This is a genomic window from Cohnella mopanensis, from assembly GCF_022352055.1.
Taxonomy (GTDB): domain Bacteria; phylum Bacillota; class Bacilli; order Paenibacillales; family Paenibacillaceae; genus Cohnella; species Cohnella mopanensis.
This window is the reverse complement of sequence record NZ_JAKRWM010000017.1, coordinates 58,762-84,441: the sequence shown is the minus strand read 5'-3', so window position 1 is coordinate 84,441 and position 25,680 is coordinate 58,762. Positions and strand designations below refer to the sequence as shown.

General features: G+C 50.7%; 23 protein-coding genes. 15 read left to right on the top strand and 8 right to left on the bottom strand.

Features of this window, described 5'->3' with window-relative positions:
* Positions 1-17 precede the first annotated feature (17 nt).
* The 5 genes from L3D05_RS21945 (at position 18) to L3D05_RS21925 (ending at position 6,001) form a co-directional block, all read left to right on the top strand.
* Positions 18-491, top strand: a complete 474-nt coding sequence (locus tag L3D05_RS21945; RefSeq protein ID WP_239618528.1) for a DUF1904 family protein — start codon at positions 18-20, stop codon at positions 489-491.
* Positions 492-510: 19 nt separating this feature from the next.
* Complete coding sequence (locus L3D05_RS21940) at positions 511-1,452, top strand: metallophosphoesterase family protein (RefSeq protein WP_239618527.1); 942 nt, start codon at positions 511-513, stop codon at positions 1,450-1,452.
* A gap of 490 nt (positions 1,453-1,942) precedes the next feature.
* Complete coding sequence (locus L3D05_RS21935) at positions 1,943-4,021, top strand: Ig-like domain-containing protein (RefSeq protein WP_239618526.1); 2,079 nt, start codon at positions 1,943-1,945, stop codon at positions 4,019-4,021.
* A 165-nt stretch (positions 4,022-4,186) separates the two neighbouring features.
* On the top strand, positions 4,187-5,689 hold the full coding sequence (locus L3D05_RS21930) for a methyl-accepting chemotaxis protein (protein WP_239618525.1): 1,503 nt from the start codon (positions 4,187-4,189) through the stop codon (positions 5,687-5,689).
* Between the two features lie 51 nt (positions 5,690-5,740).
* The gene (locus L3D05_RS21925; RefSeq protein ID WP_239618524.1) at positions 5,741-6,001 is read left to right on the top strand and encodes a DUF1294 domain-containing protein; all 261 of its coding nucleotides are present in this window, start codon (positions 5,741-5,743) and stop codon (positions 5,999-6,001) included.
* Positions 6,002-6,064: 63 nt separating this feature from the next.
* Here L3D05_RS21925 and L3D05_RS21920 read toward each other — a convergent pair whose 3' ends face one another.
* From L3D05_RS21920 to L3D05_RS21910, 3 genes are all read right to left on the bottom strand, one after another.
* Entirely contained in the window at positions 6,065-6,913 is an 849-nt protein-coding gene (locus L3D05_RS21920; protein ID WP_239618523.1) for a J domain-containing protein, read from the bottom strand.
* Positions 6,914-6,987: 74 nt separating this feature from the next.
* Entirely contained in the window at positions 6,988-7,446 is a 459-nt protein-coding gene (locus L3D05_RS21915; RefSeq protein ID WP_239618522.1) for a bactofilin family protein, read from the bottom strand.
* A 2-nt stretch (positions 7,447-7,448) separates the two neighbouring features.
* Positions 7,449-8,462, bottom strand: a complete 1,014-nt coding sequence (locus L3D05_RS21910; protein ID WP_239618521.1) for a M23 family metallopeptidase — start codon at positions 8,460-8,462, stop codon at positions 7,449-7,451.
* Positions 8,463-8,640: 178 nt separating this feature from the next.
* On the opposite strand from L3D05_RS21910, the gene L3D05_RS21905 reads away from it, so the two are divergent.
* Both L3D05_RS21905 and L3D05_RS21900 read left to right on the top strand, forming a co-directional pair.
* Positions 8,641-9,735, top strand: a complete 1,095-nt coding sequence (locus tag L3D05_RS21905; RefSeq protein ID WP_239618520.1) for a ParM/StbA family protein — start codon at positions 8,641-8,643, stop codon at positions 9,733-9,735.
* A gap of 124 nt (positions 9,736-9,859) precedes the next feature.
* Complete coding sequence (locus L3D05_RS21900) at positions 9,860-10,126, top strand: hypothetical protein (protein ID WP_239618519.1); 267 nt, start codon at positions 9,860-9,862, stop codon at positions 10,124-10,126.
* Here L3D05_RS21900 and nagA read toward each other — a convergent pair.
* Genes nagA through L3D05_RS21885 form a run of 3 tightly spaced genes read right to left on the bottom strand, consistent with a single transcriptional unit; the run spans position 10,085 to position 12,860 of the window.
* Entirely contained in the window at positions 10,085-11,269 is a 1,185-nt protein-coding gene (gene nagA, locus L3D05_RS21895; protein ID WP_239618518.1) for an N-acetylglucosamine-6-phosphate deacetylase, read from the bottom strand. The two genes, L3D05_RS21900 and nagA, sit on opposite strands and share 42 nt — an antisense overlap.
* The gene (gene nagB / locus L3D05_RS21890) at positions 11,266-11,994 is read right to left on the bottom strand and encodes a glucosamine-6-phosphate deaminase (protein ID WP_239618517.1); all 729 of its coding nucleotides are present in this window, start codon (positions 11,992-11,994) and stop codon (positions 11,266-11,268) included. Before nagB ends, nagA begins: the two co-directional genes overlap by 4 nt.
* On the bottom strand, positions 11,991-12,860 hold the full coding sequence (locus tag L3D05_RS21885) for a MurR/RpiR family transcriptional regulator (protein ID WP_239618516.1): 870 nt from the start codon (positions 12,858-12,860) through the stop codon (positions 11,991-11,993). The genes nagB and L3D05_RS21885 overlap by 4 nt, the downstream gene beginning before the upstream one ends.
* Positions 12,861-13,001: 141 nt before the next feature.
* On the opposite strand from L3D05_RS21885, the gene L3D05_RS21880 reads away from it, so the two are divergent.
* On the top strand, positions 13,002-13,220 hold the full coding sequence (locus tag L3D05_RS21880) for an XRE family transcriptional regulator (protein WP_239618515.1): 219 nt from the start codon (positions 13,002-13,004) through the stop codon (positions 13,218-13,220).
* A gap of 32 nt (positions 13,221-13,252) precedes the next feature.
* Here L3D05_RS21880 and L3D05_RS21875 read toward each other — a convergent pair whose 3' ends face one another.
* Positions 13,253-14,323: an alpha/beta fold hydrolase gene (locus tag L3D05_RS21875; RefSeq protein WP_239618514.1), complete on the bottom strand. Its 1,071-nt coding sequence runs from the start codon at positions 14,321-14,323 to the stop codon at positions 13,253-13,255.
* Between the two features lie 210 nt (positions 14,324-14,533).
* Between L3D05_RS21875 and L3D05_RS21870 the strand changes: the two genes are divergently transcribed.
* The 6 genes from L3D05_RS21870 (at position 14,534) to L3D05_RS21845 (ending at position 23,509) form a co-directional block, all read left to right on the top strand.
* The gene (locus L3D05_RS21870) at positions 14,534-15,226 is read left to right on the top strand and encodes an ABC transporter ATP-binding protein (protein ID WP_239618513.1); all 693 of its coding nucleotides are present in this window, start codon (positions 14,534-14,536) and stop codon (positions 15,224-15,226) included.
* Entirely contained in the window at positions 15,210-16,232 is a 1,023-nt protein-coding gene (locus L3D05_RS21865) for an efflux RND transporter periplasmic adaptor subunit (protein WP_239618512.1), read from the top strand. Before L3D05_RS21870 ends, L3D05_RS21865 begins: the two co-directional genes overlap by 17 nt.
* 38 nt (positions 16,233-16,270) lie before the next feature.
* Positions 16,271-19,156 carry an ABC transporter permease gene (locus tag L3D05_RS21860; protein ID WP_239618511.1) on the top strand — a complete coding sequence of 962 codons (2,886 nt, stop codon included), beginning with the start codon at positions 16,271-16,273 and terminating at the stop codon, positions 19,154-19,156.
* A 3-nt stretch (positions 19,157-19,159) separates the two neighbouring features.
* A complete protein-coding gene (locus L3D05_RS21855) occupies positions 19,160-20,047 on the top strand; it encodes an ABC transporter ATP-binding protein (RefSeq protein ID WP_239618510.1) in 888 nt (295 codons plus the stop codon).
* Between the two features lie 163 nt (positions 20,048-20,210).
* The gene (gene hrpB, locus L3D05_RS21850; protein ID WP_239618509.1) at positions 20,211-22,706 is read left to right on the top strand and encodes an ATP-dependent helicase HrpB; all 2,496 of its coding nucleotides are present in this window, start codon (positions 20,211-20,213) and stop codon (positions 22,704-22,706) included.
* Positions 22,707-22,837: 131 nt separating this feature from the next.
* Positions 22,838-23,509, top strand: coding sequence for a tetratricopeptide repeat protein (locus L3D05_RS21845; RefSeq protein WP_239618508.1), 672 nt, complete (start codon positions 22,838-22,840; stop codon positions 23,507-23,509).
* A gap of 90 nt (positions 23,510-23,599) precedes the next feature.
* On the opposite strand, the gene L3D05_RS21840 is transcribed toward L3D05_RS21845, so the two are convergent.
* The gene (locus tag L3D05_RS21840; RefSeq protein WP_239618507.1) at positions 23,600-23,926 is read right to left on the bottom strand and encodes a hypothetical protein; all 327 of its coding nucleotides are present in this window, start codon (positions 23,924-23,926) and stop codon (positions 23,600-23,602) included.
* Between the two features lie 329 nt (positions 23,927-24,255).
* Between L3D05_RS21840 and L3D05_RS21835 the strand changes: the two genes are divergently transcribed.
* Positions 24,256-25,512 (top strand): RluA family pseudouridine synthase, encoded by a 1,257-nt coding sequence (locus L3D05_RS21835; protein ID WP_239618506.1) that lies wholly within the window; start codon positions 24,256-24,258, stop codon positions 25,510-25,512.
* Positions 25,513-25,680 lie beyond the last annotated feature (168 nt).

The following is a 25,680-nucleotide window of genomic DNA, read 5'->3' as shown; positions in this document are numbered from 1 at the left end:
AAAGGAGTGCCAACCATATGCCTCATCTGCTTATCCGGGGAGTGACTCCCGAACAAGTGCTTAAGATCAGCCAACCTTTAGTCGCGGAACTGGCCCTATTATGCCAATGTCCTGCGGATCATATTTTGCTTGAGTGCTTGCACACGACGGCTTGTTTCGAAGGGGAGATCGTTCCTTCTTATCCTTTCGTAGAAGTGAATTGGTTCGAACGCGGACAGTCGGTCCGGGATCAAGCCGCCGCTTGCATCGACAAGCATGTTCGGTCGCTCGGCATTGCCGAGGCAGAGGTCGCCTTTAGAACCTATGATGCCGATAGCTATTACGCTAACGGAATCAAGCTTTCTTCTACCGTAACCGATGATGGAGCGTTACAAGCCCTCCAAGCGGAAAATCAACGGCTGAAGGAAGAGCTGAATAAGGCTAGGAAGGCATTGATATCGAATTCGAACTCAACGATGTCCAGCAAGCTCTATGATGCGTTAAGAGAATAGAAGACTGCGAGGTTACGCCATGGACCAGCGCCTGAGTTTTCGTCCGGACGGGACGTTCACGATCGTACAATTCACCGACCTGCATTGGAAGAACGGGGAGCCGGCAGATGTGCGCACCAAAGCTCTTATGGAACGGGTGCTTGCGGAAGAGCGACCGGATCTGATCGTCTTCACGGGAGACGTCATCGAGAGCATGCGGTGCCAAGACCCTATGCAGTCATATCGGGACGCGCTATCCGTTGCGGAGAAGAGCGGAATTCCGTGGGCGGCCGTGTTCGGCAATCACGATTGCGAGATGAACGTAACTAAGGAACAACTGTTAAGCGTTCAGTTAGAGCATTCGGGAACGATTGCCGAGAGGGGCCCCGACGACGTAGACGGAGTAGGCAACTTTGTCGTCCGGGTACTGAATTCGCAAGGCGACACGGCTGCGGCGCTTTATTTTCTCGATAGCGGCGCTTACTCGGAGCAGCCTTCCGTGCCGGGCTACGATTGGATACGGGAGTCCCAGATCGATTGGGTTCAAGCGCAAGCTCGTTCGTTAAGGGAAAACAATGCGGATACGGCGGTTCCATCTCTCATGTTCTTCCATATTCCGTTGCCGGAATATCGCGAGGTTTGGAATAATGGTGTCTGTTACGGACATCGTTACGAGAAGGTGCAATCTCCGAGGTTGAATTCGGGGCTGTTCGCTGCCTTAGTCCAATCGGGCGGCATCATGGGTACGTTCTGCGGTCATGACCATATTAATGATTACGTAGGCGAGAGGCATGGGATAAAGCTATGCTATGGCAGGGCTACAGGCTATAACACATATGGCAGAGTATTTTATCAGAGAGGAGCTCGGGTTATCCGGCTTCGGCAAGCTCGCGAAGGTTTCGAGACTTGGCTGCGCCTCGCGAACGGTAAGAAAGTCGCCCCCCAGCGCAAGCATTCTCCGAATTGGTTTTCCAGAGGATGACGAAATTTCGTTGCCCGCCGATATTCGCTTATCGCTTGGAAGAGTATCTTTAACATAGCGGCACGCCGTGCCGCTATTGGCGAACCAGACGGCAAATTTTCAGCGATAGAGGCACGCTGTGCCGTTATTCGCCTAAAGCGTGGAATAAAAGGCGGATTATCTCCGAATTAGCGGCACGCCGTGCTGCTATTGGCGAACGAAGCAGCATATTTTCAGCGATAGCGGCACACTGTGCCGTTATTCGCAAAAAGAGTGGGAATAGGTACAGCGCTGGAAAATGTATCGGTATATCTGAATTCCATACAACCGTTAGGGAACAAGAATGCTTCCCTGACGGTTTTTTTTGTGGACAAGCATGATACTAAAAGTATCTTTTTATTAAAAAATCTCTCATAATCGAAACAAATCGTATCATTAGTGCGTCAAACAGATGAAACCGCTGCAACTTGAATTAGCTGAGGCAGGGCGGAGGAAATGAGGAGGTTGCGGGATGAGGAAAACCATTGCAGGTATGCTCGTTTGGATATTGATAGTTAGCATGCCGATTACTGTATTCGGAGCATCGAACTTATCGACGGAACAGAAGTACGAAGTGCTTAAGCAGAAAAACATCTTTACCGGTTTCGCGGACGGTAGCTCTCGCTTGTACGATCCGATGTCTCGTGAACAGTTGGCAGCAGTATTGTCTCGTTTGCTCGAGTTACCTTCCCAGAGCTCGACGCCGGGTTATGACGATGTGCTAAGGACCCGCTGGTCCTATCCGGACGTCCAGAAAGTTACGCGTGCAGGCTTAATGAACGGCACGAAAAAAAGAATATTTTCCCCGGGAGATAACGTGACGGTCGAACAGCTGGCGGCGATTTTTACGAGAAGCTACGGAGGGGCGGGCGGCGGGGTGACCCCCGTGACCGGCGAAGTGTCCAAATGGGCAAGAGGGGCCGTCAGCCAAGCATTGGACCGCAAGCTCATTCCTCAACTTAGCGATTATACGGTAGACGCCACGCGAGGGTTGTTGGTCGATGCCGCTTATGCGATCTACGAAGATACGCATGTCGAGCCTCTGCGCATTCGATCCGTAGAGCAAATCTCGAACCAATCCGTCAAAGTAAATTTGCAGCAGTGGATGAATCCTTCCGAAGGCGTTGTCGATAAAAGCAGGTTTATCCTTAGCGATGCCTATGGGAACAACCGAACCGTCTATCAAGCTATTCTGAGCCAAGATGGAATGTCGATCGTATTGTGGACGGATAGGCAAACTGGCGGAACGTTCCATACGCTGTCCGTTGACGGTACCAATTGGAATTATATGTCCGCATCGGACGACACGACGAAACCCCAGGTGATCTCCCAGCCGGTTAAAGTGGCTAATCGGACTTACGAGATTACGTTCTCGGAACAGGTGGAGGCGAATTCCGCGACGAACTCCTCCAACTATCAGTTCAATAACGGTTTGAAAATGACGACCTTGCAGCTATCCTCGGACCAACGCAAAGTCACCTTCACGACGTCCGATCAATCGGACGGCAAGTCGTATCAGCTCACGATTCGTAACGTAAAAGATCTCGCAGGGAACGTAATGGATTCGCGCAACGATCTCTATATTCAAGGGAATAACGATAGTTCCAAGCCTAAGATCACGTCCGTAAACATAAATGCGAATGCTACGCTTACGGTCAAGTTCAACGAAAAGATTAAGCCGGAGTATGCGGTGTTGAATGATCGCTATAGCATCGACAAGGGAGTATACGTTATTCAGGCTTTAATAGACAACGACGGAAAAACCGTGACGTTACGTACTTCCGCTCAACTGGATGCAACGGTGTATCAATTAACGGTTGCCAATATTCCCGATCTGAACGGGAACATCATGGATACGAGCACGGGCTGGATGTTCGGGGGAATTGCCAATCCAGAGAAACCCGTCCAACTTCTGAGCCTTAGAGCCATCGATCAGAATACCGTTGAAGTTGCCTTTAACCGCTCTTTGTCTGGGAATGATCTTAAGAATATTAAGTTAACAATCGTGAAGGATAACGGAAACGACGTCTCCATGAAGGATTGGGTCGCTTTCGTGAAACCGAAATCCGGAACCGACAACACGTATGTTTTCCAATATCGAACGAAAGCTAGCAATCCGGAATTATTCCGCGCAGGTCATGTATATGCCGGTAAGGTTACGGGAGTCGCGGGATTGGTAACGGCCAATGATGCGGATAAGCTACCGTTCGCCGGTACCGACATCGGAAATCCCGTGCCGTTCGTCACTCAGGTAGCCGTGCTAGACCGTTACACGGTTAAAGTGTTATTCAGCGAGCCGGTTACTAATGTGAGTAAATCCGCTTTCTTCATCCGCGAGAAGGACGGAAACGCAATCGAAATTGGAGATGATCAGCTTCACGATACGGGCAAGGTAGTGTATGAAGTCGTGTTAAAGCTTCGCGATGAGCTTCAGGCGAACAAAAATTACGGAATGACCTTTCGGCCGGATACGATCACCGATGAAGCGAAATGGAATGGATTAAAAACGAAGGAAGATGACCAGCCTTTCGTCGTTTACTTCAACACTTAACGGTTCGATGAAGACGTTCGCGGACTATTAAAAAATGCCCTATGTTTCGCTAGTGAAACATAGGGCTAATTGCGCTATATTCAAATGGGAACAGCCATTGTACAATGAAAAGGTTAGCCGTATCGAAATGAGAATTGTCAATATAAACATTCAGGAGAGTTGCTCATGCTGTACGCGTCCAAGAACAAGCTGATGACCCAATTGGCTTTCGCTGTCGTCCTCTTATCCGTCGTAACGTTATTCGTTTATCAGAATCATCAAACCGGTCATCACGGAACCAACATGGAAGACTATCGTTGGCTCACCCGATCGTTATTCGCGGTACCCTTGATATTCATGGCGATTAGCGTGTACTTGTTCATAAGGCGCAAAGCGGAGCTGGTTCCTTTATTCAATACGATAACGTTAACTTTTGCGAGTATCTCAATTATTAGTGGCGCAGAAGGAAGGGTTGAATTTCACTTCTCGATCTTCATGGTACTCGCCATTATCGCTTATTATGAAAGTGTTTCTCTTATTCTGGTTTCGACAGGCATATTCGCCGTGCAGCATTTAGGTGCGGCCGCGTTCTTGCCGGAAGTCGTATTCGGAGATCATGAATATTCCTTCTCGATGGTGCTTGTCCATGCATTGTTTCTTGTTTTCACCTCGGCTTCCACTATCGTTCAAGTCATTTCAAAGAAACGCCATACTGCACTGCTGGAGCAGGAGAAGCAACAGAAAGAGCAAGTGATTAGCCAAACGACGGAACAAGTTCGGGATACTTCGCATCGGCTTGTACAAATCGTAGACACGCTCTCCTATAATTCGGACAAGTCTATGACATCGGTTGGCGAGGTCGCGGCGTCGATTGCGCAAGTCAGCGGCCACGCGGATAACCAGGCGATATCCTCGGTCGAAAGCGCCAGGGCTATGGAAGAAATGGCGATGGGTATTCAGAAAATTGCTGAATCCGCGACCCGAGTAGCCGATGCCTCGGTAGAGATGGTGGCAAGCTCTGACCAAGGAAACGAGTCTATACATAGCGCAATCGCGCAGTTCGACCGAATTAAGGAATCTTCCGGGGCCGCTTCCGAAGCAGCGGCAGATCTCAAAAAGCACACCGAGCAAATAAACGGGATCGTAGAAGTGATAGCCGACATCTCGAAGCAAACGAATATGCTTGCGCTGAACGCGGCGATAGAGGCTTCAAGGGCGGGAGAGTTCGGACGCGGATTCGGGGTCGTCGCGGGGGAGGTTCGCAAACTTGCCGCGCAATCCAATGATTCGGCAAGGCAAATCGCGGACCTGATCGAGCAAGTTCAAATTTCCACGGAGTTGGTTGTTAAGCTAATGTCGGAAGGCATGCAGGAGGTAGAGCGGGGAGGGAACGTCGTGCAACAAGCGGGACAATCCTTCGCGGCCATCTTGGAGCGAGCGCAAGCGATATCCGATCAGATTAGCGATATTTCGTCGGCTTCGGAGCAAATGTCTGCCGGATCGGAGCAGGTAATGGCGTCCATCGAAGAAATTTCCCGTTCGTCAGGCAATGTCGCCTCGCAGGTAAGCACCATCTCATCCTCCTCCAGAGATCAAAGCACTTCCATGGAGGAAATCTCGCAATCGATACGAAATGTAAATCAGCTTGTTCAATCGCTAGATAAGCTCGCCGGCCAGCTTTCCAAGTAGCATTGGAACGACGGCGTGGAATTGAAGCATGGAGTAATGGGGGAAATGGTAATGCTAGTTTTAATCGGTTACTACATCGCCGTGAATGTTTTTACGATGTATTTAATGGCGCATGATAAGTCTCAAGCTAGGAAACACGGACGTAGGGTGCCCGAGAGAACGTTGTTCCTCTGGGCGTTGATCGGAGGAGCCGCCGGCGGCATTGCCGCGATGAGAATTTGGCGGCACAAAACGAAGCATGCCTCATTCGTCATCGGCATGCCGGCGATCTTGATAGCCCAGGCGGTACTCGTATTCTGGTATAACGATTAACAACAAAACGGATGCGCATGGCCTTGTATGGGCCCAACGCATCCGTTTATTTTTATCGTCTGATTATAGCGTTGTCCGAATGAGCTTTTCTAAGAGCAACTTCGTATTGGCCCATTTGGTCTCTTTCGCGCGTACTGCGATGATCTGCCGTTCTCCGCTTACTTCTACGCCTTTGAAGATAGGATTACCCGTGATGTCGATTCCATAGGGCATCTCGGCAGGGTCTTCTTCGGTTTGAGCTTTCCGGATTTTCTCTTGTGGTAAATTCAAGCCCGTCTTCTCAGCGAATTCATCGAGATTGACGAACGCGCCTTGAGCGGCGAGGCTCTTGAAATTTTTCTCATCAAGAATATAGAGCTCGTTGATCTCGGTCGCCAGCAGGAGAACGCTCTTCTGCTGCATCGCCATATCTTGCGGGCTTTTCAGCTCGGGCGGTACGAAAACGACCGTGGTCGCAATCCGCTTCCATTCGGGAATAAGCTTGAGCATGTTCTGCTGCAGCAAGTCCCCGTTAGCGAAGTAGAAGTTACCGAAGACGCTGACGGTTAGGTTGGCCGGAGGCGTGTTGGCTGCTTCTCTTCTTCTATCGATACCGTCTTTAATCATATATCCCGCGACAAGGACGATAATAAGTCCAATAATGACATGGAATTTATAATAGTAAAAGAAATGGGCGGTTTTCGATTGCTTCTCCATCGTGCCGATTTTCTCGGTTTCGATCCCTAGAACGAGATTGTAAGCGCGATTGATTTCAGTCAGGTCCAAAGCTTGGTGATTCTCGTCATCCGTTTCGTTACGCGACTTCTCGGTACGTGCTCTCTTCATCAATATAAAATAGCGGTTTTCCACTTGTTCCCGGGTCGCGTCTTCAGGCAATCCGAGTATTTCGTATGCTTTTTTCAACTCTTCCATGTCGCTCACTCCAGTCAGCCTTCCGTTCTCTCTGTCTTCTTAAGAATACACGATGAACGGAAGGACAAGCAAACTTACCAGGTTTTGAATACGGACGCCGCGTCGCCTTCAGGAGCGGAGGCAGGAATGCTGTTTTCCGGTTCCCGCGCAACGATTTTTTCTTCAGGGATGACGGGAGCATCCTTTGCGTCCATTCTGCTCGTACCTTGGAAAATACCGCCCGACTCGATAGAGAGCTCGAGAGCCGATAAGTTGCCGTGGAGCTGGCCGCTCGCTTTAATCGTTAATTTGCCGGAAGCCGCTACATTCCCGATAACTTGTCCGGCCACGATAACGTTGCGGGCTTTGATGTCCGAGCGGGCAATCCCGTTCTCGCCGATCGTAATGTCGCCTGCGCAATCAATGTCTCCGGTCATGTGCCCTTCCACGCGGATGCCGGCTTCCGATTTGATCTTGCCTTCGAAAGAAGTTCCTTCTCCAATTAACGTGTCTGTCATGTTTGGATCGATTTTACTTTTCTTATTCTTAAACATGGTTATTTGCTCCTTCTTGTTGCTTTGAGATAAGGTTGCGGATCTACATGCTCGCCGTTAATGATAACTTCGTAGTGAAGATGGGGACCTGTGCTGCGTCCCGTCGAGCCGATCTCGCCGATAATATCTCCCTTGCTTACTTTGGTTCCGACAGTCGTCGAAATTTTGCTCATATGGGAATAGTGCGTTTTCAGTCCGTTGCCGTGAGAGATTAGCACATTGTTGCCGTGGGAGGTGCTTCGTCCTGCTTCTATAACGGTACCATCGGCAGCCGCAAAGATCGGATCTCCGGTATCGCCGCCTATATCTAAACCGGCATGATAGGTTGCCCGGCGAGTAAAAGGATCTTTACGCACGCCGAAGGTCGAGGTAACTCTGCGTGAATCCGTAGGCCATATCGTCGGAGTGACAGCAAGAACTTTCTGCTGCTTGGCGACAGCTTCCTTAGTAAGCTCCAGCTCGGGTTTCATTTGTTCAATCAGATCGTCGAGATCAAGGAATTCTTCTCTTGTCTGATTCACGAGAATAGACATTTCCTTGTCCGTGACCGGGATCTCTTCGCCACCCGTTCCACCGTCCATCGCGAATTGCTCGCTATCGTCTGTGTCCCCGGATGTATTATTGCTTGTTTTGTTTTTCGCGGAATCGATCGATTCCAAGCCGACCATCTCTTTTAATTCAGACTCGAGATGTTTAATGTCGTTCATCCTCACGTTGATTTTCTCCGCTTGCTCGGATAGATCCGCAAGATTGGTCTGAAGCTCGTCGATGTGATTGTTCTTGCTTTGGATGATGTCCTCGTAATCCCCGGTTGATTGAGACAATTGCTGCTTGAGCTGAGCGATCTGGCTTGTGTTTCCGCTATACAACAGGATTGACGTAATGCTACATGCTAGTAGCGCAAGCACAATAATCGCGCTGATTACGAGAATGACCGCTGATAGTTGGAAACGCCTTACCGTGCTGTTCGCATCCGGGATCACCATGAAGGTGAACTTCTTATGTCGCCATTTCATGACTTTCCTCCTGCTTTTTCTACATCGTCATCCCAAGTTACTTCGACTTATTCGTCATATAATCCTTTTTTACGGAAAAAAATGAGAAGAATCAATAGTGGAAAAGGAGGAATTTGTCGCTATAAGGCGAATCCAATATAAAAAGAATCGGTTAAGGTTGGAGCCCAGGAGGTTCATGATGATTAAACTTGCAGGAATTGATATTGGTAACGATAGTGTAAAATTGGTCGTAAGCGGTTCGAACGAGCCGGTTATTGTCCCTAATATCGTATCGCTAGGGTATGAGAGACATATCCTTCAAGAAGAAGATTCTCCGTTGAAGGCGCTTGATGTTATGGTTTACAGCCCGAAGCTGAAGAAGAAGAGCCAACGTTATTTCGTTGGACTGCTTGCTTCCGAGGATCAAGATAACGCTGAGCTGGAAGAAACGGATAACAAAGCGACGAGCGATCAATCTTTGATCGTCGCTTTGACGGCGCTTGCTTATGCTAGCATTACGAGCGTGGTCCATTCGCTTCAACCCGGGCAATCGATTGATCAGGTGGAATATGTGATCGGTACAGGTTTGCCGGTACGGACATATGCCCGTTTCCACCAGTCGTTCGAAGAACGGCTTATCGGTGAGCACGAAGTTACTTTCTTATCTACGCCGAAGTTGCGCGGCCGCACGGTTCGCGTCAACATCCGTAGAGCGATCGTGTCGATCGAGGGTGCAGCCGCATTGTTCCACATGGCTACGCACGAGAACTTGCAAGTGAGGGACGAGGAGCTTTATTACGGCTGTATCGGTATTTGCGAGATGGGGGCGCTTACGACGGACTTCCCTGTCGTTAAGCGGATGGCTATCGATAATCAATTCAGCACGGGCGAGCAGCTTGGCTTGGCTTCTTATCTGGACTCGATTATTCGCGAAGTCGAAGATCAGTTCGGTTATCGCTTCCCGAGCCGGACAAAGCTCATCCAGCGCATTCGCAGACATGAATTCATCATTCAGCGAGTGGGTGAAGGCCAGGCGGACATCCGTCCGATCGTAGACAACTATTTCAGCCGCGCCGCGCAGAAGATCGTTGATCTGATCCGCAAGCGTTGGAAGAAATACCCGGACATCCAATGCTTCTATGTGTTAGGGGGCGGGGCAGCCGCTCTTAAGCCGTATATTTTGGATGCTGCAGAGAACATGCGCCTTCGTTTCGTCGAAGATAGCGAGTTGCAGAATGTATACGGTTATCTCAAGCTAGCGAAGAACAAAACTTCCCAATCCGAAGTAGGTTAAACGGGAATAAATAGGTTTGGCCAAGTGGTGAGCAGAAGCGATTAATCTGCTCACCACTTTTTTTTGGTTGCTGATGGGGGAAGGGGAGTGAGGAGTGAGGGAGTGGGAGAGTGGGAGGAATTTAGTGCCGCGAGGCGGCACTAAATCGTCAAGAGAGGCGGATACGAGCTCATTAGTGCCGCGAGACGGCACTAAATCGGCAAGAGAGCCGTATCCGGGCTCATTAGTGCCGCGAGACGGCACTAAATCGGCAAGAGAGCCCGACCCGAGCTCGTCAGCGCCGCGCCTGTTCAAGGAAAATGAGAAGAAGGCTTCCCCATCGTCGGAAAGCCTTCTTCTCGTTTCCTTATTAGTTGTCGAATTTCGTTCCTTTGATCCAAACGGCTTCTAGCTCCAAGGAGTCGCTTAGTTGCAAGAAGTCCGCTGCTTTACCGACTTCGAGCGAACCGGTCGTGGCTTCGATTCCGAGTTGGCGAGCCGGATTGGCGCTAGCCATCCGACTGGCTTCTTCCAGGGTGACTCCAACCTCGCGGACCAAATATTGGACGGCGCTAATCATCGTCAGCGTACTGCCCGCTAAACTATTGGTTTCCTTAAGCCGAGCGACACCGCAGCTCATATGGACGGGCAGCCCTCCAAGCTCGTAATCCCCGTCTGGCATTCCCGCGGCAGCCATCGCGTCGGTGACGAGAATGACGTTGTGGGTGCCTTTGGCGCGAGTAATCAGTTTAATGCCTGCCGGATGCACGTGATGCCCGTCCGCGATGACCTCCGCAGTGATGCGATCATCGGTGAGTACCGCGCCAACCGTTCCCGGTTGACGGTGGTGAAGCGGCGACATTGCGTTGAAGGTATGAACCGCATGCCGCAATCCGTGATCGGCGGCTTCGATAATTTGTTCGTAAGTCGCATCGGTATGGCCGCAGCTGGGCACGATACCGTTATTCGCCAGTTTCTCGATATACGCAAGCGAGCCCTCGGATTCCGGCGCAAGCGTCTGTATCTTAATAACGCCCGGAAAACGGCGAACCCATTCATCCAACCATTCCGGTTGCGGCGGAAGAATATAGGCCGGATTTTGCGCGCCCTTCCATTTGACGTTAACGAAGGGGCCTTCGAGATGAACGCCGATGATTTGCGTGTAGGGCATCGTTGCGGACATGAAACGGCTAACGCGATCGAGAACGGCAGTCAGATCTTCGCGGGATGCGGTTAATGTAGTGGCTAGCAAGCTAGTCGTTCCGTTAGCGGCATGGAACTTCGTAATCGCTCTTATGCCTTCTTCATTCGCATCCATAAAATCGTGACCGGCTCCCCCATGTACGTGCACATCGATAAAGCCGGGAATAATCCAGTTGCCCTTCGCATCGATCACGGGCAATTTCGAGGCCGAAGCGTCTTGTTCCTCGCCGCTTAAGCGTATATCGGCAATGATTCCATCGATCACGGTTAAAGCTCCGTTCTCGATCACGCCCGATGGAGTCACGATTCGCGCATTCACGACTTGAAAAACACGGTTTGCGTTATTGCTCATGCCAATTTACCTGCAGCCGCGGAATCCAGCAATACGATAAGATTCGGGTGCGTTTGAAGGAGCGAGGCGGGAACATCGGTCGTGATAGGCCCTTGAAGCGAGCGTTGGACGATATCCGCTTTGTCCGCTCCCTTGACGACTAGCAAGATCTTCTTCGCTTTTAAGATGGTCCCTACGCCCATCGTTAGGGCTTGCTTAGGCACGTCATCGATCGAATCGAAGAATCGTGCGTTCGCTTCCAACGTCTCCGCCGCCAAATCGACGACATGTGTGCTTTTGATTAACGCATGAGCCGGTTCGTTAAAGCCGATATGACCATTGTGACCGAGTCCCAGCAATTGCAGGTCGATCTGTCCGGCGAGCTCGATCGATTCGTCGTACCTGCGGCACTCTTCCGCGGTGTCGACTGCGTTACCGTCGGGAATGTGGCATTGCGACGCCGGCAAGTCGATATGATCGAAGAGGTGGTTGTTCATGTAAGTATGGTAACTTTCCGGATGGTCGATCGCCAGGTTGACGTATTCATCCAGATTAAAGGTCGTTACATTGCGGAAGCTGAACATGCCCCTCTGGAAATCGCGTACGATTTGTTTATAGATGCCAACGGGCGTTCCGCCGGTTGCCAAGCCGAGTACTGCGCGAGGCGTCGTTTGGATTTGGCCGACGATAATGTTGGCGGCGGCTTCGTTAAGCTTGTCGTCGCTGTCATAAGTTAGAATATTCATTTAGATTTTCTCTCCTCTTTTTCCATCGTATAGAGTTGGACCAATTCGTAAGATCGTTTCAGTCGAGGGACGTAAAATTCGAAATGCTCGCTGACGAGTCCGGTGAACAGAATGTCCACGACATGAAGTTGCGCCATCCGTGAGGCCATGTCCCCGCGGCGCATGCCGACTTCCGCTGAAGAAGTGAACAGACGAATGTTCGCGTGATCCGCGAGCTTGTTCGCTCCGAACCGGGTGATAGACAATGTTGTGGCACCTTGCTCAGCCGCGCTGCGGAGGGCGTGTATCGTTTCCGGCGTTTCTCCCGAGTAGGAAATTCCGACGGCTACGTCCTTCGGAGAGAGCGATGCGGCGGAAGTCAACTGAAGATGGGGATCAGAGAACGTCGCGGCTACTTTCCCGATTTGGATGAGCTTATGAAAGAAATCTTGAGCTACGATACCGGAAGTCGCCGAACCGTACAGATCGATGCGAGTTGCGTTATGCAAGGCGTCGATCGCTAAGCGTAGCTGGTTAAAGTCAAGCACTTGCGTCGTATCGGTAATGGATCTCAAATGGTTAGTCGTAATCGCAGTAACGATGTCTTGCAAGGGATTGCCTGCGACTATGTCCTGATACTGATTAGAAGTGGACGTTTGTTGGACCAGCTCCGTTGCCAACTTTTGCTTAAAGTCGGGAAAACTGTGCGAGTGGAACGTTTTGCAGAAGCGGGAAATTGTCGCCGCGCTGCTGCCCGATTGTGCGGCAAGCTCGGTTATCGTCATGTGAACGGCTTGCTGCGGATGCTTAAGCAAATACTCGGCCAGCGTGCGTTCCTTGAGATGGAGACCGTCCATCTTTTCCTGGATTGCATTCAGAATGCTCATGTCTGCCATCCCTCTTTAGAAAATTAATTTCTTGAAAATTAAACTTTGTAAGAAAACTATTTTCATGAGATGACCTCATTGTACTGCATGAACTTCCAACTTGCAATGAGATTTATAAGCTAAGGAAGGAGAAATGACGGAATGAAGATCATGCTTGGACGATGCCTGCTTCAAGATCGATTGCTCGAATCGCCGATGACCGTGGAATTGCTTGCGAAGGCATTGCAATATAAGCCGGAACGCATTTCCGACTTTATCGCTAACAAAAGAGTGATGCCGTTACAGGTTGCGATTTCCATCGCGAATACCGTCGGCTGTGAAGTGACGGAGCTTTACGAATTATTGGAGGAGAAAAAATGAAACGGTGAGGCAAGATCGGTTAGCGGAATGAATCATAAGTTTTCTTCTTTGATCTTAACCATCCACTCGGAGAATAGATCGGCTTCTTCAAAATGAGGGAAATGCGCGGAGTGTTCGAACCATATGAAGCGTTTGGATGGTGCTTTGAGCTGTTCGTAATAGTCGAAAGCCACTTCCGAAGGGGTCATATAATCATATTTTCCCATGAAGAAATAAACGGGAACCTTCCATTCGGGAGCGGACTCGAATAGATTCGTGTTTTCCGTTTGCGGCATAATCGCGTTAGCGGAGAAGGAATTCCCTACAGCCATTTTGACCCCGTCATACCAAGAGTATTCCGGAGCTAAGAGGACACCCCTGATTAAATCCTTGTACGTATTAATGCTTCTCTCCGAACCGCCGAAGGCGGATACCCATTTTCTCTCTATAGTCGTATCCTTGCGAGGGTTGCGATACGGAGGCGTACCGATGGCCTCGAGCTCCTTGATCGCTTTGGCGTTATTTAATCTTCTGGCTTCCCGAAGAACGAACTCATAAGAACGCAGTTCCCCGAGCGGAGAGCTCGCGACCTGACCGATGCCGATATAAGCGTAATAGCTTTCGGGGTAGCGTTGAACCGTTAACGAACCAAGCGTGCTGCCCCATGAATGCCCGACTATGAAAATTTTCGATTGATGGAATCGTTCGGTTAAATAAACCGTCAGCTCATGCGTATCTTGAACGAGTTTGTCCACCTGCAGATCATCGTCCGTCAGATTCCAATGGTAGGATTTGCCGGAACCTCGTTGGTCCCAATTCACGACGATAAAATCTTTTTCCAACTGCTGCTGATACTTGCGGGCATACGCGATTTGCGGATACCCCGGACCGCCGTGCAGAAAGAGGAGAATCGGATTGTTCCGATCGTTGCCCCGAATCAATAGAGATTGTTGCACGCCCCCGAGCGAGATTTCCTCAAGAGTCGCAATGCTATTGGGGAGCTTATTTCCTTGCGCATCTTTGATCGCTGGGGTCCACGTAGGAAAGAACAGAAAGACGATTAGAAGAAGCAGTAGGAGTAGTGAAATCACATACCGCTTGCGCTTATATATTGGTTTTTTCATCATCATCAACTTCCCCTATTATTGTAAAAACAATTATATCTGATTATTAAAAATAGGCGTATTTTTATTTATTCTATGGCGTATACAATCGACTTAATGTGATGGAATTGACAGCATTTTACTTGGGAGTTTATAGTAAAAAAATAATCATCAAGTAAGCGTTTTCTATACTTGGAAAAGGGTTCGAGTAGAGGGGAGATAGACGGCAGGATGACGGTTGCGACGAAAGAAATTATCCGGGTGGACGGAGTCAAACGCGTGTTCGGAAAAGGCAGCGGAGCCGTGACCGTGCTTAAAGGGGTGGACATTCGTCTTCCTTCGGGTAAATTGGTCGCGTTCAAGGGAAGGTCGGGCTCGGGTAAAACGACGCTTATCAATTTGTTAAGCGCTTTGGATAGCCCGACTGAGGGGACTATTCTATTCGACGGTCGTGATCTTACCTCCATGACCAATAAACAGAGAGATGCGGTTCGGAAAACGGAGATGGGGCTAATCTTTCAATCTTTCGCGCTCATTCCATTGATGTCCGCCTATGAGAACGTTGAATTCGTCCTAAGAATTGCCGGTGTTCCGGCCCATGAACGGAAATCGGCTGCCATACAAGCTTTAGACCATGTCGGGCTGAAGCCCCGCATGCATCATAGACCTTTCGAGATGTCGGGAGGAGAGCAGCAGAGAACGGCCATCGCGCGGGCAATCGCCCACAAACCGAAGCTCATTCTAGCAGACGAACCGACAGCTGAATTGGACAGTCGCACGGGGCTGCATATTATTAAAGTTTTCCGGGATCTAGTAGAGCAGAGCGGAATTACGATCGCTCTTACTACGCATGATCCGGCCATCATGGAAATCGTTGACCACGTTTACGAACTGGAGGATGGGCAAATTGTCTCGCACAATTAAACAAGCTATAGTTCTCGGATTGACTATTGTAATAGGAGTTTCACTGGCGGGTTGCTCGCTGATGCCTAAGGAAGAAGAAGCCTTGAAGCCGCCGCTAGTCAAACCCCCGCAGGAAAACTATTCGACGGTTAACGTGGAAAAAGGGACGATCATGAAAACGATCTCGGGTAGCGGCACCTTCGAATCCGTCTCAACGGATATTTCCCAGTTTACGGGAAAGGGAGGGAGAATCGACAAGATTCTTGTCAGAGCGGGAGACGAAGTCAAGAAGGGCGATGTACTTGTTCAATTGATCCTGGATGGTCTGGACATCGAATTGAAAGAACAACAGCTAGCCTTGGAGAAAGCGAAGTTTGCCTTCAGGCAAGCCATTAACGGCGATGAACAAGTTCTCTCGATCGCTAAGCTCCAGTATGAAGTCGAGCAGCTGAAATACGATCGTTTGTCCAAGCAGTTTAAGAGTAAGCAGCTTGTGGCGGGGATAGACGGTGAAGTGGTATTCACGGAGGCGCTAGATGAAGGAGATATTGTTGAGGCGTATCAGACCTTGGTTGTCGTAGCCGATCCGACTAAGCTTCGGGTGACTCTCCGAGTGGACACTGCAACCGATCTTGGGGAAGTTGAGGTAGGCATGCAAGCTAGTGTTAGATTAAACGGCGAAGAGATGATGGGCAAAGTCGTGCAGACGCCGTCTTCCTCCCCTGAGACATTAAACCAACAATTGGCGGAGAAATATGCGAAGACGCTGTACATCGAGTTGCCCACGTTGCCTAAAGACGCAAAAATCGGCTCCATGCCGAGCGTGAAGATCATTACGCGGCAACGCGACAACGTACTCATCATTCCGCGCAACGGGCTGCGTACCTATTTTGGAAGAAACTTCGTAAGGGTGCTGGATGACGACAAGCGGTTACGTGAGATCGACGTTGAACCGGGACTTACCGGATCAACCGAGGTCGAGATCGTCAAAGGGTTGACGGAAGGCCAATTGGTCGTTCTGCAGTAATCAAAATTCCGCATTCTTTGAGTCAGGGAGGCTTTGTCGTGGCCTTATTCGTCATGATTATCCGTAAAATGGTTCAAAATAAATGGCTCGTCTCCAGCATGTTTTTCGGCATATTGATGACCGTAGCGCTCGTCGGAACGATGCCGATATACTCCGAAGCGATATTGACCCGTATGTTGGTCAAGGATTTGGAGGCGTTTCAGAACGAGAAAGGAGTATATCCGGGATCGTATTGGTCGATGATGGCGTTCTACAAAGAATCCAGCGATAAGCGCGCCAACATCATTGCCGATATGGACCAATTTATGGCCAAAGAAGCCGGGCCGAATTTCGGCATTCCGGTGAAAGAGCTCGTTCATGAGCGCCGGACCCAATCCGTCACGCTTGTTCCTGATGGACAGAAGGTCGATCCTTCGAAGAAGGTTAGCACGACGCTCAGGTCTTATAGCGATCTGGAACAGCATATTAAGCTGGAGGACGGAAGAATGCCGTCTAAGCAGCCAGTCGGCGGTATTTACGAGGTGCTTGTTACGGAGCAAGCACTTAATAAATTCAAAACCGTTCTGGATAATGTGTTTGAATTACAAGACGATAAGATTATGGGTAAGGTCAAAATCAAGCCGGTCGGAATTTTTACCAAGAAGCAGTATGATGACCCATATTTTCGCAGCGCGAGTCTAGCCGATCTAAACTCGGTATTCGTCATCGATGATGATTTGTTTACCCAGGAATTCATTAAAGGAAACAAAGTTCCGGTCGCGGCCAGCGGTTGGTTTTTCATACTGGATTATTCCAAGCTGGAGCCTAGCGGCATTAATGATTTTCTAAGTACGGACAAACAAATCAAAAATAAAGTAAAAAGCAAAATCGTCGCTTTCCAAGCGGAATTTTCGGTGCCCGCGATGGACACGATCAAGGGATATTTCGAACGTTCGAAGCAATTAAGCAAGCTGATGTGGTCCTTAAATGTACCCGTATTGATCATGCTGGGTTTCTATATGTTTATGGTTTCCAATCTGATCATAGACAGGCAGAAGAACGAGATTGCCATCCTTCGGAGCAGAGGAGCCGCGAGGTGGCAGATCGTTTCGTCCTTCGCGGTAGAAGGATTGCTGTTATGCGGCGTGGCCTTCTTAGCAGGTCCTTTTATCGGAATGGGATTAACGAAAATGTTAGGTGCATCTAACGGATTTCTGGAATTCGTTCAGCGCTCCCGCATGACGGTTCATCTTAACGAGCAAGCATTCCTCTACGGAGGAGTCGCCGTGGCGGTCTCCTTCCTCATGATGCTTATTCCGGTCGTGATGGCAACCCGGGTATCTATTGTCGGGCATAAGCAGCAGTTGGCTCGCATGCAGCGGATGCCATTTTGGCATAAAGCTTTCTTGGACGTATTGGCATTGGCGGTATCCATTTACGGCTTGTATACGTTCCGTAACCGGCTGAAGGATATGCAAAAACTAGGTTTGAAAACGGATGATCTAAACCTGGATCCTCTGCAGTTCGTTATGCCGGCATTATTCGTAATCGGAGCGGGATTGCTGCTGTTAAGGTTATATCCTTACGTATTGAAGCTCGTATATTGGATTGGACGTAAATGGTGGCCGCCATCCCTATATGCCACATTAATACAAGTCGGCCGTTCAAACAGCCAATATCAATTTCTCATGGTGTTCCTGATCATGACCATTGCGATCGGGGTGTTCAGCGCAGGCGCTGCCAGAACCCTCAACACGAATACGGCGGACCGTATTCGTTACGGCAACGGCGCGGACTTCATCCTGCAGTCGCAATGGCCGAACGACGCGCCTCCCAAATCGCCTTCCGGAGGTCCGCCGGGTGCAAATTCTGGATCAACGTCGCCAACTCCGAAGCTCATTCAATATTTGGAGCCTTCATTTGAGCCCTATTCGAAGTTATCAGGGGTAGAGCAAGCGACTAAAGTGTTCGTGAAGGACAAAGCGTCCTTCTCGATGGGGGATACGCAAGGCACGGCTACGCTTATAGGAATAGATAGCGATGATTTCGGCAGAGCATCCTGGTTTCCCGATCGGTTGCTGGATTATCCCTTTTACGATTACTTGAATTTAATCGCCGCGGATTCGCGAGCGGTGCTTATCTCCCGAACGTTAGCGGCACAACGCGGGGTCAAAACGGGCGATACGATTAATGTCGGTTGGGAGAACGTGGCGCCGCAGCCTTTTGTCGTATACGGAATTATCGATTATTTTCCGACCTTCAATCCGAATCCGCCAATCGGCTCCGTCGACGTATCGGGTGTCGATACCGCGAATAACGCGCCGATGCTGATCGTCGGGAATTTGAGCCGAATTCAATTTCAGCTGGCCCTCGAGCCTTATCAAGTGTGGTTAAAGATGAAGCCTGGCTACTCGACTAGCGAATTTTACGAGAGCATAGAGCAACTGAAAATATCGCTTATCTATATGAAGAATACGAGGGAGGATCTGACTAAGGCGAAGAACGATCCGTTCCTGTTGGCGCTTAACGGAGTTTTGACGTTGGGTTTCATCATTTCGATTGTGATCAGCTTCGTCGGTTTCTTGCTGTACTGGATACTGTCCCTGAAGGGACGAACGTTGCAGAACGGAATTATGCGGGCTATTGGACTGTCGCTTCGCCAATTGATCGGAATGCTCGCGTTAGAGCAACTGTTAACTTCGGGTGTCGCGATTCTGATCGGCGTTATCGTCGGGAATGTGGCAAGCATGTTGTTCGTTCCGAATTTTCAGATCGCCTTTAATCCGAGCAGCCTCGTGCCTCCGTTTAAGGTCATGTTCGAAGCGATCGATTATATCCGCCTTTATTCGATCGTGTGCGTCATGTTGATTGTCGGGCTTGGCATCCTGTCCTACATGCTCTCCCGTATTCGTGTCCATCAAGCGCTCAAGCTGGGGGAGGATTAATCGATGATCCATTGCGAAGGTTTGGTCAAAATATACAAGGCGGCCGATCTCGAAGTGTTCGCCTTGCAAGGTTTGGATTTGCGAATCGAAGCCGGAGAACTGATGGCGATCATCGGGAACAGCGGAAGCGGCAAGTCCACGTTATTGAATATGTTGGGCGGACTTGATCGTCCATCCGCGGGGGCGCTTGAGATCGACGGCAAGAACATGCTCAAGATGACCGAGCGCGATCTTGTACGGTACAAGAGGGAAAGCGTCGGCTTCGTCTGGCAGAACAACGCGCGGAACTTGATTCCTTATCTGACGGCTCTCGAGAACGTTGAGCTTCCCATCCTGCTCAAGGGCAAGCGCAAACGGCTCCGGGCGTTGGAATTGCTGGAAGCGGTCGGTCTCACGCATCGCAAGAATAATAAGCTGCACCAGCTATCCGGAGGGGAGCAACAGCGCGTTGCGATCGCCATCGCGTTGGCGAATCACCCGAAACTGCTGCTGGCGGATGAGCCTACGGGTTCGGTCGATTCTCGGATGGCGGATCAGATACTGGATTTATTCCGCGAATTAAACCGAACGATCGGGATAACGATCGTTATCGTTACCCATGACCCTCTGCTCGCGAAGAAAGTAGATCGCGTCGTCTCGATCCGCGACGGGAAAATCTCTTCGGAGATGCTGCGACGAAAGTCATATGCCGAGGAGCTTGCGGAGCTGGAGAGGGGCATAGCCCAATCCGAAGAGGACTCCCACGTCGAGTACGCGATTCTCGATAAAGCCGGGCGGCTTCAAGTTCCCGCCGCGTATCTGGAGTCGATAGGCGTGAAGGATACGAATAAGGTGAAGCTTGAGCTGGTAGAAGGCAAGATTATGCTGACTTCTCCGGATGAAGCTTCGTAACGAAGCGATTAGTCGACAAGGAAATTGGCGAAATGAGCGTATAGAATATGGATGGCGGAGCGAGATAACCAAGAGTTTCATAGCGTCATGGAAAATGGTAAGCTTGCAACAAGACGACGATTAAGATTGTCGGTTGTTGGAGCGGAAGGAGTTCCTTGATGATATGGTGGCTTATTTACCTATAGATTCGGCGTTGCCGGAGTTAAAGCTGGCGCTGTCTGCACACCGTAACGCGGTGTTAATCGCGGCACCCGGAGCGGGGAAGACGACTCGCGTGCCGCTTGCTTTGCTGGACGAGGCATGGCTTGCCGGACAAAAAATCATTATGCTGGAGCCGAGAAGGCTTGCCGCGCGGAATTCCGCCAAGCGCATGGCGAATACGCTTGGTGAACAGGTTGGGGAGACAGTCGGCTACCGCGTGAAGATGGATACGAGAATAGGCCCCCGTACCCGGATCGAAGTCGTAACGGAAGGCGTGCTCACCAGAATGTTACAAGCCGATCCTGCGCTAGAGGGGGTCGGCCTTGTTATCTTCGACGAGTATCACGAAAGAAGCTTGCAAGCGGATTTGGGACTCGCGCTCTGCCTTCAGTCGCAAGCGCTGCTGCGCGAGGAACTAAAACTCTTGGTTATGAGCGCTACGCTGGATGCGGAACCGGTAGCGGATTTGCTTAAGGGAGCGCCTATCGTAAGCAGCGAAGGACGAAGTTTCCCTGTGGATACCGTCTATCGTCCGAAGCTTCGCGGCATTCCGCTCGAAGACGCGGTTGCGCAAACCGTATCGGATGCAGTTCGAGCCCACGAAGGAGATGTTCTTGTCTTTCTTCCGGGTGTCGGGGAAATTCGTGCGGTACAATCCAAGCTTAGGACGATGTTGGCTCACGTCGGTAATGGCTGGCGGATTTGTCCCTTGCACGGAAGCTTAAGCGCGGAAGCCCAAGATGAAGCGTTGTCCCCCGCACCGGAGGGACAACGAAAGATCGTGCTGGCAACGTCCGTTGCGGAAACGAGCTTAACGGTGGAAGGAGTCACCGTCGTCATCGATAGCGGATTGATGCGGGTGTCCCGATTCTCGCCGCGAACGGGCATGTCTAGGCTGGATACCGTCCCTGTTTCCATAGCTTCCGCGGATCAACGCCGCGGACGGGCGGGAAGGCTCATGCCCGGAACCTGTTACCGGCTATGGAGCATCGAAGATCAGATGAGCTTATCTCCTCGAAGCATCCCGGAAATTATGGAAGCAGACTTGGCTCCCTTGTTGCTGGAGCTTGCGGTATGGGGCGTGCAGGACGCGGCTGAACTGGACTGGCTTGATGCTCCGCCGGCACCGGCCTTGCAGCAAGCCCGCGAATTGCTAATGCAGCTTGGCGCATTGGAGAAAAACGGAGGTTTCGTAACCGACCACGGGAAGCGGATGGCGGAAGTCGGGAAACATCCCCGATTGGCTCATATGCTGTTGCGTGCCTTGCCGATCGGGCTTGGCGGGTTGGGCTGCGAGCTCGCTGTCGTATTGGGCGAAAGAGACTTCATCCGCTACGATGGGCAAGCTCCGAGCGCGGACATCCGTGCCAGGATCGAGGCGCTTCGTGGAAAAGGCTCGTATTTGGCCGATGAAACGACGCTTAGAAGATTGGGAGAAGAAGTTAAGCGACTGCACAGAGAGCTCGGCCTTCGAACGGATAAGGAAGCGGGCTCCATCGATGCTTGCGGGCCGTTGCTTGCGTTCGCTTATCCGGATCGGATCGGCCGTCAGCGGGACAATGGCAAGTACTTGCTTAGCGGCGGAAGAGGCGCCGAGTTCGCGAGAGGGCAGGCGCTTGCCCATGAGGCGTGGATCGTTGTGGCGGAAGTTGACGATGCGGGTACGGATAGTCGAATCCGCTTGGCCGCTCCGGTGGCTTTCGAGTGGATTCAATCCCACCTGGCAGAAGAGATCAACGAAGAGACGAACATCTATTGGGATTCCGAGTCGAAGTCGGTACGAAGCCGCGTCCGCAAGAAGCTGGGCGCATTGTTATTGGAAGAAACGCCAATGGGACGCCCGCCCGAAGATCGCGTGCTGCAAGCGCTGCTTGAAGGAATTCGAACGGAAGGGCTGCAACTGTTGCCTTGGACGAAAGCGGCTCGCCAATTACAAGAAAGAACGGTATTCGTTCGCCGCCATGATGCTTCATGGCCTGATTTGTCGGACGAGGCGCTTGTCGAATCGCTCGAACAATGGTTGACAGCATATATAGAAGGAATAAGAGGGAAAACCGAACTACAGAGGCTCAATCTCAAAGAAATATTGGAGTCGATCCTCACTTGGGAGCAACGGCGCGAGCTAGACCATGTTGCCCCTACCCATTGGATTGTACCGAGCGGCTCAAGAGTTCCTATCGATTATAGCGATTTAGATGCGCCCTTCGTTGCTGTACGGCTTCAGGAGTTGTTCGGTTTGCCGGAAACTCCGCGAATCGCGGGCGGACGAGTACCGCTTACGTTGCATCTATTATCGCCGGCGCAACGACCGGTACAGGTGACGAAGGATTTGGCCAGCTTCTGGAACAATGCGTATTTCGAGGTGCGTAAAGACTTGAAGGGCCGTTATCCGAAGCATTATTGGCCTGACAATCCTCTCGAAGCGGAGGCGACTAGGAGGGTTAAACCGGTAAAGTAGCAGGCTCATGTCCACTTCCTTTATTTTTCAGCAGTTAATTGCTAATTATGTCATATACAGTCTCATGCAGGAAAATAACGACATTTGGCGAAAAGGAAAAATGAGGATATTGAGGAGAGTAGGGAATTGTCATGAGTAAGATTTTACTATTCGTCGGTTTAACGTGGCTTTTTGGAAATCCGTTCATCGCAATCCTTGTATTGCTTGTTATTTTCTATGTGTTGGAACGGAGATTTATCGGCTTGTCTCCGAGCCTTATCCGCCCGTTCCGAAGAAACAACTCGATCTCCAAATGGAAAAGGCAATTGCAACTAAGCCCCCATGACGTCTCGGCTAAATCCGAGCTCGCGCGATTGCTCATCGAAGGCAAGAGGTATACTCAGGCGCGAGAAATTCTGCTGGGCATCGAGAATCAGATGGAACATTCGGCGGAGTACTGGAGCGATAGGGGAACTTGCAATTTGGCGCTCGGACAGTTGGAAGACGGAGAGCGGGAAATGATTCGGGCATTGTCGATCAGCCGGAAGGTGAAGTACGGGCAACCGTATTTGCGCCTCGCGGAATCGTTCTCGAAATCGGACCCGACTAAAGCGATCGCTTATTTAAGCCAGTTCAAGGAAGTGAATTCTTCTTCTTGCGAGGCTTTCTATCGATTAGGTAACGTGTATGAGAGTTTAGGCAATTCAGAGGAAGCGCGCGCAGCATTCGGTGAAGGCCGGCAATTGTATCGGACATTACCGAAGTATATGAGACGACACGAGCGTAAATGGGCCATTCGTTGCCTCTTAAAAGGTCGATCCTAATCGAATCGTTGGAATACACGCAAGGGGCTCGCCTGCAAGGTCGGGTAAGACCCAACAGGAAAGCCCCTTACATCGTACGAATAAGTTTAATTAGTCAACGACCGACTCCGACTCGTCGTCGGAAGATTCGGATTCATGCGCGGCAACTTCCGCTTCCGCAGGCTCGAACGCTTCGGCTTCAGCCGAAACTTCCGCAACTTCTGCATCGGCAGCTTCTTCCTCAGCTTCAGCGGAAATCTCTTCGGCAGCTTCTTCAGCGGATTCTTCTTCATCCGCGATAGCTTCTACGATTTCAGCTTCCTCTGCGGCTACTTCGACATCATCGGCCGCCGCTTCTACTTCTTCTGCTACGGCTTCAACTTCAACTTCTGCATCCGCTTCCAATCCTTCAATTGCTACTACTTCTTCTGCATCCATCGATAATACCTCCCGGGGTCCATGTTAGGGGGGACAATCCCCTAATATCAACGTTATATCGAAAGTAAAAAAGTGGCAACGGTGTTATTTTGTTGTAAAATGACTGGTTTAATCGAAAGCGGGAGCAGTCGAGTTTATCCGTCTTATAACGTCAGATGTTCTTATAGGATGACATTGCTACAGCAAAACAATAGAAATGACACGGATAGGTTGACTTTGCGCGGGCGTTCCCGTATATTGGTCGGCAAAGCCCTGCATGTTCCTCCTATGTATAACTATCTAGGGAAACAGAGTAGCGGGTTGGGAATGGAATCGGAGGAATTAAGATCATGAGTGGAGCAGGACGGAATCGGCAGCGCGGAGGTCAGAAGCCGACTGGAGGTCAACAGGGTAACGGACGCAGAGAACGTGGGGGCACCGGGTACGAATCCAGATCGGGATCAAGCTCCGGCGATCGATCGCCTAAAAGATATGGGGAGCGTAGCGGGCAAGGCGGGCGGAACGAGCGCACCTCTAGAACGGATATGCCTAATCGAGTCGGATCGCAAGGGGATAGGAAACCGAGCAGGGACCGTGGAGACTCCTTGCGGGTATCGAATGAGCGTAGCTCCGGGCCTAAGAGGAACGGAAGCAACGGTTCGGCCTCATCGGGAAGAGGAGGCGGACGCGGCAGAGAAAGCGGCGGCGGAAGCGGAGGAAACCAATCCGTACTCGGTATGGGCAGGATTAAAGGGGAGTGGATGGATATTCGGCTCCCGGACAATCTTGTCGGCGCGCCGATGTCCATCATTAGCAAGGTTTTACCGTTGCCACCTAAGCTGGTCTCCAAACTACTGCAAACTCGCGGCTGCATTTTGCAAGGACCGAATCTTAGACTGCATTTGTTTCCACGGGAAACTCGGGATTTTCCGTCGGATTGGATGGAACTGAATATCCTATATGAAGACGAGTTTACGCTTATCGTGAACAAGCCGGCCGGGATCGAAGTCCACCCGAGCGAGAAGGGTCAGCGTAAGACTCTAGCGCATGCGGTAGCCGCTTATTATGAGATGTCCGGCCAAGACGTGCGCATCCGTCATGTTCATCGCATTGACAAGGATACGACGGGGCCTGTTTTATATGCGAAGAACGAATTCGCTCATTATCAATACGATAAAGCTATGCGGGAAAAATCGATCGAACGGATTTACCTTGCGCTGGCGGAAGGTTACGTTGAAGGCAATAAGGGCAAGATCGATAAGCCGATCGGCCAGGATCGCCATCATTCAACGCGCCGCCGGGTTAGCGACACGGGAGATCCAGCGGTAACCCATTTCGAAGTGTTGGAACGGTTAGAGGAGCATACTCTTGTTAGGCTACGATTAGAGACGGGACGCACGCATCAAATCCGGGTGCATCTCTCTTCCATTCATCACCCGTTAGCCGGAGACGGGATGTACGGCGGTTCTCGCGGCGTCATGTCTCGCCAAGCCTTGCATGGAGAGCGCTTGATCTGGCATCATCCTTGGACGGGCGAGAAGCAGCAAGTAACCGCTCCGCTGCCGGATGATTTTAACCAGGCGTTGCGCAAGCTGCGGCGGGAGTAGTGAAATCTTCGGCGAATAAGCGCCGGAGCAGGAAATAAGCCTGCCGAGCAGGCTAAAATGCCGGGAGTAAGCGCAGGAGCAGGAAATAAGCTTGCCCAGCAGGCTTAAATGCTGGAGAAAGGCTCCGGATCGGGAAATAAGCCTGCCTAGCAGGCTTAATCGCCGGAA